This window comes from Vibrio sp. 1F263 (assembly GCF_041439035.1).
GTDB classification, from domain to species: domain Bacteria; phylum Pseudomonadota; class Gammaproteobacteria; order Enterobacterales; family Vibrionaceae; genus Vibrio; species Vibrio tasmaniensis_A.
This window is the reverse complement of record NZ_JBGONI010000061.1, coordinates 1-11,421: the sequence shown is the minus strand read 5'-3', so window position 1 is coordinate 11,421 and position 11,421 is coordinate 1. Positions and strand designations below refer to the sequence as shown.

Below are 11,421 nucleotides of genomic sequence, written 5' to 3'. Positions count from 1 at the left end.
TCCCTATCCCTCCACCACCATTGAAAAGCCCGCTGAGAAATCAGCGGGCTTTTTTCATATTTGTCGTTTAGAAAAACAAAAAAGAGCACTAACGTGCTCTTTATCTGTGACTCCACACTTGCTTGTTTTCACTTATAGATAACTAGTCTTGAAGGTATTTACCTTCAGCTACCTGCCAAAATGCTCTAATCAACGGATTTTCTAACTGCGATCGCTTACAGCACACTCCCAATTCAAACGGCTTGATTGGTTCTATTTTTAAGCGGTCGACTTTATCTCTCACAGGACTGTTGTTGATTACAACGTCTGGCGCAATACCAACCCCACAACCAAGGGCAACCATACTGACGATCGCTTCATGACCTGATACCTGAGCGTAAATATTGGGTTTTATCTTCACCTTTTTGAACCATGCGTTCGCACGTTCTCGCGCAGTCCCTGCTTCCGGAATGATAAAAGGCACTTCATTCCAGTTTGGCTTATCGGATTGCAGTTGCTGGCTAAAGCTACTCACACCAGATGGGATGATGACTGATAGTGGAATATCGCTGATGGTCTCGAACTCTAACCTTGAAGGAAGGATGTCTGGCTTTGCTGAGATCGCGATATCTGCTTCATCGTTTAAGATCTTGTCGATGGATTGCGCTGGGTCACCAGTAGAGAGCTTAAACTCAATATACGGATGAATAGCCCTGAATTCGGTAATGAGTTCAGGAAGGTGACTGTAGCTTGCTGTTACGGAACAGAAAATGCGGATCTCACCCTTGAGCTCCTGTTCTCCGCCTTTTAGGTGGAGATTATATTGCTGCCACTCGCCAACGATGCTCAATGCCACAGGTAACAGATGTTTCCCTGCTGGTGTGAGGTCAACACTTCGGTTATCCCTGATAAGCAGTTCTTGCCCTGTTTCTTCCTCAAGCTTTTGTATTTGACGACTAAGGGCAGAAGGACTGACGTGCATAGCAGCAGCTGTTTTGCTGAAACTCTTGCTATCACATAAATGTATAAATAATTGTAGAGATTTTATGTTCATGTTTTGCGATCGTTTCCATGTTGCATTTATTGCAATAACTAATTGTGAATATATCACTTTCAGCAACGGAGTGTCTGTTTTAGTATGAAGTCATTCGATAGAGAGATATCGACCTTACGGACTTATTTTTAAAGGAGTGCCCTACAATGGCTAACTATTTCAATACATTAAACCTTCGTGAGCAACTAGACCAATTAGGTCGCTGCCGTTTCATGGATCGTGAAGAATTTACGACTGAAGCTGAATACCTTGAAGGTAAGAAGATCGTCATTGTTGGCTGTGGTGCTCAAGGCCTAAACCAAGGTCTAAACATGCGTGATTCTGGTCTAGACGTATCTTACGCTCTACGCCAAGCTGCAATTGATGAGAAGCGTCAATCATTCAAGAATGCTGACGAAAACGGCTTTGTAGTTGGTAGCTACGAAACGCTAATCCCTCAAGCAGACCTAGTTATTAACCTTACTCCCGACAAGCAACACACTAATGTTGTTGAGACAGTAATGCCTCTAATGAAAGAAGGCGCTGCTCTTGGTTACTCTCATGGTTTCAACGTTGTTGAAGAGGGAATGCAATTACGTGCTGACCTTACCGTTGTAATGGTTGCACCTAAGTGTCCAGGTTCTGAAGTACGTGAAGAGTACAAGCGTGGTTTCGGTGTTCCAACACTGATCGCTGTTCACCCAGAAAATGACCCTAAAGGTGAAGGCTGGGATATCGCTAAAGCTTGGGCTGCAGGTACTGGTGGCCACCGTGCAGGTTGCCTAGAGTCTTCATTCGTAGCTGAAGTTAAATCTGACCTTATGGGTGAGCAAACTATTCTATGTGGCATGCTACAAGCGGGTTCTATCGTATCTTACGAGAAGATGATTGCTGATGGCATCGAACCAGGCTACGCAGGTAAACTTCTACAATACGGTTGGGAGACGATTACTGAAGCACTTAAGTTCGGTGGTGTAACTCACATGATGGACCGTCTATCTAACCCTGCTAAAGTTAAAGCGTTTGAGCTTTCTGAAGAGCTAAAAGACCTAATGCGTCCGCTTTACAACAAGCACATGGATGACATCATCTCTGGTCACTTCTCTAGCACAATGATGGCTGACTGGGCGAACGATGACGTGAACCTACTAGGCTGGCGTGAAGAGACAGGCGAAACAGCATTCGAAAACTACCCAGCTTCTGACGTAGAAATCTCAGAGCAAGAGTACTTCGACAACGGTATCCTAATGGTTGCTATGGTTCGCGCTGGTGTTGAGCTAGCATTCGAAGCAATGACAGCATCTGGCATCATCGATGAGTCGGCTTACTACGAATCTCTACATGAGCTTCCACTAATCGCAAACACAGTTGCTCGTAAGCGTCTTTACGAAATGAACGTTGTAATCTCTGATACTGCTGAGTACGGTAACTACCTATTTGCTAACGTAGCAACACCGCTACTACGTGAGAAGTTCATGCCTTCAGTAGCAACAGACGTAATCGGCCGTGGTCTAGGTGAAACATCTAACCAAGTTGATAACGCTAAACTAATTGAAGTAAACGAAGCTATCCGTAACCACCCTGTAGAGTATATTGGTGAAGAGCTACGTAGCTACATGAGCGACATGAAGCGTATCGCTGTAGGCGGTTAATTTGTCGCTTAGATACTGATAAATTTGCAGAAAAAGCGAAGCAGTATCACTAACTCCTTACAGGTTGGAGTTATAAATAAGCAACACAACATCTAATAAAAAGGCTTGGTCGCCGTTGACCAAGCCTTTTTGCTTTTAGTAACAAAGTCTTAAAAATCAATAAAATGAACATTGTTTGTTCAGTCTTCGTAGACTTTCAGTTTTCTTTCTTTACGCTTACTTGTCGGCAATCTTTGCTTCTAAGTCCGCTAGCTTTTGTTCCATTTCAGTCAGCTTTTGGCGAGTGCGCAGTAGTACTTGTGTTTGAACATCAAACTCTTCACGGCTTACAACGTCTAGCTTGTTCAGTTGGCCTTGGATAACCTGGCGAACTTTTTGATCTACATCTGAACCAAGCTCTTTTACTGGTTGAGGCATAGAATCGTGGATCTGCTTAGCAATCTGCTCTAGTTTTTTTGGATCAAACATATCAATTAAAACTCCTGAATATTTACCACTATTCTATTTAATCACACTTGCGATGTCGCCTATGGCGTACAAAAAAAGGCCACCGAAGTAGCCTTTTTATTGTTATTACGACTTAGTGATTACTTATTATCAGCTAATTCTCTGTGCGCTGCTTTTGCTTCATCGACGCGAGCTAGTTTTTCTAGGTCTTTGTCTTCAACAAATACAGGTAGAGGTTTGTGTTTTTCAGCTAAGTAACTGTAAATCACTGGCAGTACAAATAGCGTGAATAGAGTACCAATTGCTAAACCAGCAACGATTACGATACCAATACTGAAACGCTGAGCCGCACCCGCACCACTTGCGTACATCAGTGGGATTAGACCCGCGATCATCGCAGCCGTTGTCATCAGGATTGGACGAAGACGAACCTTCGCTGCTTCCATTACCGCTTCAATACGAGTTTTTTGATTGTGCAGCTGCTCTTCTTTCGCAACCTCACAAATCAAGATACCGTGCTTGGTAATCAGGCCGACTAAGGTGATCAAACCAACTTGCGAGTAGATGTTCATCGTTGCCGCGCCCCAAGCCAGAGCTATTAGGGCACCACAGATCGCCAGTGGTACAGATACCATGATAACCAGTGGGTCTTTCAGTGATTCAAACTGAATCGCCAATACCAAGAAGATGATTGCCAGAGCTAAACCAAAGGTCGCGTAAAGTGCGCTACCTTCTGTTACGTATTGGCGTGCTTCACCCATGTAGTCATGGTTGTAGCCACTTGGAAGCTTATTCGCTGCCGTGTCTTCAAACCACGCAATTGCATCACCCATTGCAGCGCCTGGAGCCGGTACCGCACCAATCGTCGCCGAGTTCAATTGGTTGAAGTGAGGAAGAGAGCGAGGCTCTGCCACAACATCAATCGTAATCAAACTGCCTAGTGGTACAGCGTTGCCGTCTGCAGCACGTACGTAGTAGTTGTTCATTGATTCTGGGTTCAAACGGAATTTACGTTCAACTTGAGGAATAACCTCGTAAGAACGGCCATTCAAGTCTATACGGTTCACGTAGCCATCAGACATCATGGTACCGAGCGTGATACCGATATCTTGCATGGTCACACCGTATGCGCCTGCTTTATCCTTGTCGATGTTGATCTTCATGGTTGCTGAGTCGTAGTTCAGGTCGAGATCTGAATATACGAACAACGGGTTTGAAGAGACATCAGCCAGAATGTCTGTGGTAATTTGGAACAAGCTTTCAAAACTGTTTGGCGTTGTTATGACAAATTGAATTGGAAGGCCTGAACCAGCACCGGGTAGTTCTGGCATTTGGAATGCAGTTACCGCCATTCCTGGAACATCTTTCACCAAATTACCAACGCGGTTTGCTACGTCTGATTGGCTTGCTTCACGTTCGCTCCAAGGAACCATAGACGCGATACCAAATGCTTGGTTTGCATTTGGCACACCTGTAAATACCTGTGCGTAAGCAACTTCTGGCTGATCAGACAGAATCTGGTTTACGTCGTTCATGGTATTTTGCATGAAGTCTAAGTTTGCATTCGACGGTGCTGTACCCATCAACATGATTACACCTTTATCTTCTGAAGGTGCTAGCTCACTAGGGATGAATTTGAACAACAACGGTAAACTTGCAAATACGATGATAGCAAAACCAATAAATACTGGACGATGTTGCATTACCGCACCAAGCATACGCTCGTAACGGTTAGTCATGCCATCTAGCACGCTATGAACTTTCTGCTCAAACTTGCTTGGCTCAGCGTGAGCTTTCAGCATTTTCGAACACATCATTGGCGAGAGCGTTAGTGCCACAATGCCTGATACGAAAACCGAACCCGCTAGGGTTAATGCAAACTCTTTAAATAGCGAGCCTGTAATACCACCCATCATCGCAATTGGAGCATATACCGCACCTAGCGTTAACGTCATTGCGATAACAGGCACCGCAATTTCGCGGGTACCGATAATCGCTGCACGGAAAGGGGACTCGCCGAGCTTGATATGCCTGTCGACGTTTTCAAGTACTACGATCGCATCATCTACCACTAGACCGATGGCAAGTACCATTGCAAGTAGTGTCATTAGATTCCAAGAGAAACCCATTGCCTGCATTACCATTGCCACACCAATCAAAGACAGTGGGATAGTAATAATAGGGATCAGTACCGCTCGGAATGAACCTAAGAATAAAGTAATCACGATCAATACGATTAATGCCGCTTCAAGGATAGTCTTAATAACCTCTTGAATTGACTCGTTAATCGCAATAGTTGAATCGTACATGACGTTCATTGAGATGTTGCTTGGTAGGTTCTTCTCTAGTTGAGGAAGAAGTTCCAGTACATCAGCTGCGATGTTGATTGGGTTCGCACTTGGCGCCGCATTGATCGCGGCTACAACCGCCTCTTGGCCGTTAGCACTTGCTCGGTAAACATCGTGACTTTTCTCAAGAGAAACTTTCGCGATATCGGATAGGCGAATGATCTCACCTTCTCCGCTTTTCACGACTAGATTCTCTAGTTCTTCAGTGTTTGATACCTGAGTATCGGCACTGCCGTTGTAAAGCACGAACTCACCGGTCGCTTGACCCGTAGCTGATTGGTAGTTGTTAGCGTTCAGTACCGTCATTACATCAGATGCAGTCAGACCAATCGCCGCCATTTTTGATGGGTCTAGCCATACGCGCAGTGCGTATTTCATACCACCATATAGGTCAACTTTAGATACACCATTAACCGTAAATAGCTGCGGGTTGATTACACGCTCTAGATAGTCGGTAATTTGGCTCGATACCAATTCGTCACTGGTAAAACCAATATAGAGTACAGCGGTTGTTGAACCGGTAGACATGGTTACGGTTGGATCTTCAGCCTCTTTAGGTAGCTGAGAACGTACCGAGTTTGTCTTGGCCAGTATGTCAGACAATGCCGCATTCGGATCGGTGTTCAACTTCATGTTCACGGTAATCGTAGATTTACCTAGCACAGAAGAAGATGTCATATAATCGATATTATCCGCTTGAGCCACAGCCTGTTCGAGGGGCTGGGTGATAAAGCCTTGGATAAGATCGGCACTTGCACCGTAGTAACCAGTTGAGACTGTCACCACGGTATTCGTCATTTCAGGGTATTCACGCACCTGCATTTTGAAGATTGCTTGTAAGCCAAGCAGAGCAATCAAAAAGCTGATGGATACCGCTAGAACTGGACGTTTAATAAAAACATCAGTAAAGCGCATTGTGCCTCCAGTTACAGCTTAGGTGTTTCAGATGGTGGAGTGATTGCATCACTTTCAACAACTTTAACTTTGGCGCCGTTACTTAGGCGTACTTGGCCAGAAGTTACAACTGTATCGCCAGCTTTTACACCATCAAGGATGTGTGCAATATCAGCCGTACGCTCACCTACTTTTACAACATGTTGAGCAACACGCTGAACTCCGTCTTCTTCAGTTAAGATGTAAACATTGTCACCATATAGAGTGAAAGTAATCGCTGTTTGAGGAAGAGTAACTTGGTTCTCTAGCTTAGGCAGAATGATGTTAGCACGAGCGAACATACCGCTACGAAGCTTGCCATCATTGTTTGGAATATCTGCTTGAACTTGGATAAGACCACTTTGGATGCTTACTGCTGGTTCGATTGCACTGATAGAACCTTCAAATGGCTTCTCTGGGTAGGCATCAACAAAGATGTCGATAGCTTGACCCACATGGATGCGAGAGATATCAGTTTGAGAAACCGTGAAGCGCAGGCGCATGACACTGGTATCTTCTAAACGAACGATATCCGTACCTGATTGCAGGTATTGACCTAGGTAAACGTTACGAATGCCCACTTTTCCATCGAAAGGAGCACGAATTTCACGACGTTCGATAGATGCTTTTAGGCTTTCAATATCAGCAGATAGAGAGTAGAAGTTTGCTTCTGCTTCATCGTATGCTTCTTTAGAAATAGAACCTTTCTTAAAAAGACCTTGGTAGCGTTTGTATTTTGCTTTTGCCGCAGGTAGGCGAGCTTCAGAGCTCTTTAGATTTGCCTTTTCTACGCCAGAATCAAGACGAACAAGAAGTTGGTCATTTTTAACATCAGTACCAGAACCAAAAGATATTTGGTCAATAACACCGCTGGTTTCATTCGCTAGTGTTACACCTTGGTTAGGTTCGATGAAGCCGATAGCTTCGATCACAGGAACCCAGTCGATAGGTTGAACTTCTGTTACCGTTACTGGAAACTCTGGCTCAGGTCGGTTAGCCATAAACTCAGCAATTTTTTGTTGTTTAAACATGTTAAACCCAATAACGCTGCCGAAAAGTAGTACAGCGATGAGTAACATGAAGAAAGTCCACTTTTTCATTCTAGTTAGAACTCCAAATTAGTGTGTAATAATCGCATCCCAACTTGCTTCAATCGCCGCTTCAATGGCTTTTTTATCAAGTTGGTAATATCCAAGAGATTGCTTACGGGCCAGCGTGACACTGACTTCTAAGCTAAGTGCTGCTAAAACAGGGTTTTCTAGAGGCTTAAACACCCCTTGCTCTCTACCTTCAGTAAAGAGTTGATCTATTTTGTGGAACATTTTTCGTTCAATCTCTTTGGTCTCATGGCTGCGAATACAAGGTAAAGAGTCGTATTGAGCTCTATTCTTTAAATTGCAGATGTTTGATCCCGAGAGCTCGAAAATGTTGAGCCACATTTTTCTAAATCGTTCTTTTAGACTCATCGAATCTTCAACGCCTTGCTGAATTAAACCAGCATTCCGTTGAGTGACAGCTAAGCGAACTTGTTGTAATAGTTCTTCTTTGTCTGAGAAGTAGCGATAAATAGTTCCTGCCGCAACTCCTGCTTCTTTAGCTAGTTTATGCATAGAAAGCCCGTGAAAGCCTGATTCAGCAATCAGTTTTTCGGCGGCATCTATAATTTGTTGTCTTTTATCTATCATAGAATAAGAACCAGACAGTGATAATATACTCACTAATGAATGAACGTTCATTCATTATAGCCTAAGACCCACACATATGTGCAACATAGTTTTTCATATGTGATATAAAATTCTTGCATAAGAGAGCGTAGCATTCGTGGTGTTGCAGCATTATTATAGGCGCGCAATTGAATTCGCTCCGATAGACCAAATTGAGAACCAAATGAAACTGAACCCAAGACAAGATGAAGCCGTGAAATATGTTTCGGGCCCCTGTTTAGTATTAGCAGGCGCTGGATCTGGTAAAACACGTGTTATCACGAATAAGATTGCTTACTTGGTTCAAGAGTGTGGTTACAAGGCACGCAATATTGCAGCGGTAACTTTTACCAATAAAGCGGCACGCGAGATGAAAGAACGTGTGGGGCAAACTCTGGGTAAAGGTGAATCAAAAGGCCTGATCGTTTCGACTTTTCATACCATGGGCTTAACTATCATTCGTCGTGAATACAAAGCGCTGGGTCTGAAAGCGGGCTTCTCTCTATTTGATGACCAAGACCAGTTGGCGCTATTAAAAGAGCTAACAGAGAGACAGATCGATGGTGATAAGGATCTGCTGCGTGCTTTAATGAGCACCATTTCGAATTGGAAGAATGACATGCTGACGCCAGATCAGGCGAAAGCTCGAGCTCAAGGCGAACAAGAGCAGTTGTTTGCATTCTGTTTTGAGATGTACCAGAAACAGATGAAGGCATACAACGCGCTCGATTTTGATGATCTGATTGCGATGCCAGTATTACTTCTGAAAACCAATCAAGAAGTGCGCGAGCGCTGGCAGTCTCGTATTCGCTATTTACTTGTCGATGAGTATCAAGATACCAACACCAGCCAATATGAATTGGTGCGTCTGCTTGTGGGAGAGCGTGGTCGTTTGACGGTCGTAGGTGACGATGACCAATCTATTTACTCATGGCGTGGTGCAAAACCGCAAAACTTGGTGCTGTTAGGTGAGGATTACCCGAACTTACGCTTGATCAAACTAGAGCAGAACTACCGCTCAACGAGTCGAATTTTGCGTGCAGCGAATATCTTGATCGCTAATAACCCACACGTTTATGAAAAGTCACTGTTCTCTGAGATCCCGGACGGTGAAAAGCTCAAGGTACTGAATGCTAAGAATGAAGAGCATGAAGCAGAGCGTATTACAGGTGAGATCATCGCTCACAAGTTTTTGAACCGCACTGAATATAAAGATTACGCAGTGCTGTACCGTGGTAACCACCAATCTCGCTTGATTGAAAAAGCGTTGATGCAGAACCGTGTGCCTTACAAAATTTCTGGCGGTACGTCTTTCTTCGCTAGAGCTGAGATTAAAGACATCATGGCTTACCTCCGCGTGTTGGTGAACCCTGATGATGACAACGCGTTTCTACGTATTGTAAACACACCACGTCGTGAGATAGGCCCGGTGACGCTTGAGAAGTTAGGCAGCTACGCCAACATGCGTGGCAAGAGCTTGTTTGAAGCGAGCTTTGAGATGGGTTTAGAGCAAACTTTGACTGGTCGTGGTTTAGAAAACCTGCGCCGTTTCAGCGATTGGATTGTTCGTATTTCTGATAATGCTGAACGTGGCAATACCGTTGAGGCTGTTCGCTCTTTGGTTCGTGATATTAACTATGAAGATTGGTTGTACGAAACCTCGGCAAGCCCGAAGGCTGCAGAGATGAGAATGAAGAACGTTTCTGATCTTTATAGTTGGATCGTTGCTGACCTTGAGGGTGACAACTACGACAAAGAAGAGAAGACCCTACGAGAAGTGGTTCAACGTTTAACGCTACGTGACATGATGGAGCGTGGTGAAGATGATGACGATGCAGACCAAGTTCAATTAATGACATTGCACGCATCGAAAGGCCTAGAGTTTCCGTATGTGTTCCTGATGGGAGCCGAAGAGGGTATCTTGCCACACCAAACCAGTGTCGATGAAGGTAACGTAGAAGAAGAACGTCGTCTTATGTATGTAGGGATTACTCGCGCGCAGAAAGAGCTGACCTTCACTAAATGTCGTGAACGTCGTCAGTATGGCGAATTGATAAAGCCAACACAAAGCCGATTCCTCGATGAACTGCCGCATGAAGATGTGGAATGGGAAAGTGTTAAGAAACCACAATCCGCTGAAGAAAGAATGGAAAAAGGACAGGCACACATTGCTAACATTCGAGCGATGTTCAACAAGAAGTAATTCCTTGCTTTCATCGCGTTATATAAAAGCCAATAAAAAAGGTGACCATGAGGTCACCTTTTTTGAATCTGGCATTTTTAATTACAGACCAGCAATCATGTGCTCGATAGCATCTTTGATTTCATCATCTGAACAGTCCATACATGAACCTTTCGCTGGCATAGCATTGAAGCCGTTGATTGCGTGGTCAGCTAGAATGTCGCGACCTTGGGCAATACGAGGACTCCAGTCACCAGCGTCACCTGTTTTAGGTGCGCCACTTACGCCAGATGCGTGACAAGCGATACAAAAGGTACCGTAAACTGCTGCGCCATCACGAGGGCCTGTTGGTTCTGCGGCTACTGGCTCGCTGCCGACTAGGTAAACTTGGCCAACTGGTTTGATGCGTTCAGCAATAGCATCTTGCTCTGCTTCGCTTAGGCCTGAAGCCATAGCGCCAGTTGAAAAGGTTAAAACTGCGATGACAACGCTTAAAATTCGACGAGACATATCCATTAAACTCACTTTACATTCCCAAGGTAAGTACATGCTTACCAATTTATAGTGTTGGAAGGGTGTTTTGGCTTTATCAGCAAAGAGCAACTGTTAAACCAATGTAAATAATGGGTGATTATATCCCGATAAGTTGTTGCAATAAACAACAACTTATAAGCTGCGGTGGGTTGTAGTACTCAAATAAGGGGTTTATCACATATTAACTGTCGAAAAAGAGACCAAACAGAAAAAAAAGTTAAAAAAGTACTAGACGGCATAAGGTGATATACGTATTATTCCACTCCGCCGACAGGGCATGCGCCTGTAGCTCAGCTGGATAGAGCGTTGGCCTCCGGAGCCAAAGGCCGAAGGTTCGAATCCTTTCAGGCGCGCCATCCGGTCTCTTACTTAGGTAAGTGAGAATTGGCAAAAAGAAATAATGGTGGCTATAGCTCAGTTGGTAGAGCCCTGGATTGTGATTCCGGTGGTCGCGAGTTCGAATCTCGTTAGCCACCCCATTCTTTCTTTACAAAATATCGGTAGCTTCGGCTTCCAGTGTTGATTCATTATTCCCAAGAGTCGATACGAAATTAGTCGGTGAATAGCGCAGCTTGGTAGCGCATCTGGTTTGGGACCAGAGGGTCGGGGG

8 protein-coding genes and 2 tRNA genes are annotated in these 11,421 nt (G+C 44.4%); 4 read left to right on the top strand and 6 right to left on the bottom strand.

Annotation, left to right across the window (positions count from 1 at the left end):
- Window positions 1-142: 142 nt before the first annotated feature.
- On the bottom strand, window positions 143-1,033 hold the full coding sequence (ilvY, locus tag ACED25_RS21900) for an HTH-type transcriptional activator IlvY (protein WP_102249041.1): 891 nt from the start codon (window positions 1,031-1,033) through the stop codon (window positions 143-145).
- 146 nt (window positions 1,034-1,179) lie between these two features.
- On the opposite strand from ilvY, the gene ilvC reads away from it, so the two are divergent.
- A complete protein-coding gene (gene ilvC / locus ACED25_RS21895; RefSeq protein WP_017096410.1) occupies window positions 1,180-2,664 on the top strand; it encodes a ketol-acid reductoisomerase in 1,485 nt (494 codons plus the stop codon).
- A gap of 216 nt (window positions 2,665-2,880) precedes the next feature.
- On the opposite strand, the gene ACED25_RS21890 is transcribed toward ilvC, so the two are convergent.
- The 4 genes from ACED25_RS21890 to ACED25_RS21875 form a co-directional block, all read right to left on the bottom strand.
- Window positions 2,881-3,132 carry an accessory factor UbiK family protein gene (locus ACED25_RS21890; RefSeq protein ID WP_009848085.1) on the bottom strand — a complete coding sequence of 84 codons (252 nt, stop codon included), beginning with the start codon at window positions 3,130-3,132 and terminating at the stop codon, window positions 2,881-2,883.
- Between the two features lie 119 nt (window positions 3,133-3,251).
- A complete protein-coding gene (locus ACED25_RS21885; protein WP_009848084.1) occupies window positions 3,252-6,374 on the bottom strand; it encodes a multidrug efflux RND transporter permease subunit in 3,123 nt (1,040 codons plus the stop codon).
- A gap of 11 nt (window positions 6,375-6,385) precedes the next feature.
- Window positions 6,386-7,492, bottom strand: a complete 1,107-nt coding sequence (locus ACED25_RS21880) for an efflux RND transporter periplasmic adaptor subunit (RefSeq protein WP_009848083.1) — start codon at window positions 7,490-7,492, stop codon at window positions 6,386-6,388.
- An 18-nt stretch (window positions 7,493-7,510) separates the two neighbouring features.
- On the bottom strand, window positions 7,511-8,128 hold the full coding sequence (locus ACED25_RS21875; RefSeq protein WP_017096411.1) for a TetR/AcrR family transcriptional regulator: 618 nt from the start codon (window positions 8,126-8,128) through the stop codon (window positions 7,511-7,513).
- 151 nt (window positions 8,129-8,279) lie between these two features.
- On the opposite strand from ACED25_RS21875, the gene rep reads away from it, so the two are divergent.
- Complete coding sequence (gene rep, locus ACED25_RS21870; RefSeq protein WP_012602966.1) at window positions 8,280-10,298, top strand: DNA helicase Rep; 2,019 nt, start codon at window positions 8,280-8,282, stop codon at window positions 10,296-10,298.
- Between the two features lie 81 nt (window positions 10,299-10,379).
- Here the strand turns inward: rep and ACED25_RS21865 are convergent, their stop codons facing one another.
- A complete protein-coding gene (locus tag ACED25_RS21865) occupies window positions 10,380-10,793 on the bottom strand; it encodes a cytochrome c5 family protein (RefSeq protein WP_371696090.1) in 414 nt (137 codons plus the stop codon).
- A 297-nt stretch (window positions 10,794-11,090) separates the two neighbouring features.
- Between ACED25_RS21865 and ACED25_RS21860 the strand changes: the two genes are divergently transcribed.
- Both ACED25_RS21860 and ACED25_RS21855 read left to right on the top strand, forming a co-directional pair.
- A tRNA-Arg gene (locus ACED25_RS21860) sits at window positions 11,091-11,167 on the top strand.
- Window positions 11,168-11,214: 47 nt separating this feature from the next.
- Window positions 11,215-11,290: transfer RNA gene (locus ACED25_RS21855), tRNA-His, on the top strand.
- The last annotated feature ends 131 nt before the right edge of the window (window positions 11,291-11,421 follow it).

Coding starts and splice junctions, on each gene's coding strand:
- rep (WP_012602966.1), top strand. CDS start 8,280: ATGAAACTGAACCCAAGACAAGATGAAGCCGTGAAATATGTTTCGGGC.
- ilvC (WP_017096410.1), top strand. CDS start 1,180: ATGGCTAACTATTTCAATACATTAAACCTTCGTGAGCAACTAGACCAA.
- ACED25_RS21875 (WP_017096411.1), bottom strand. CDS start 8,128: ATGAACGTTCATTCATTAGTGAGTATATTATCACTGTCTGGTTCTTAT.
- ACED25_RS21865 (WP_371696090.1), bottom strand. CDS start 10,793: ATGGATATGTCTCGTCGAATTTTAAGCGTTGTCATCGCAGTTTTAACC.
- ACED25_RS21885 (WP_009848084.1), bottom strand. CDS start 6,374: ATGCGCTTTACTGATGTTTTTATTAAACGTCCAGTTCTAGCGGTATCC.
- ACED25_RS21890 (WP_009848085.1), bottom strand. CDS start 3,132: ATGTTTGATCCAAAAAAACTAGAGCAGATTGCTAAGCAGATCCACGAT.
- ilvY (WP_102249041.1), bottom strand. CDS start 1,033: ATGAACATAAAATCTCTACAATTATTTATACATTTATGTGATAGCAAG.
- ACED25_RS21880 (WP_009848083.1), bottom strand. CDS start 7,492: ATGAAAAAGTGGACTTTCTTCATGTTACTCATCGCTGTACTACTTTTC.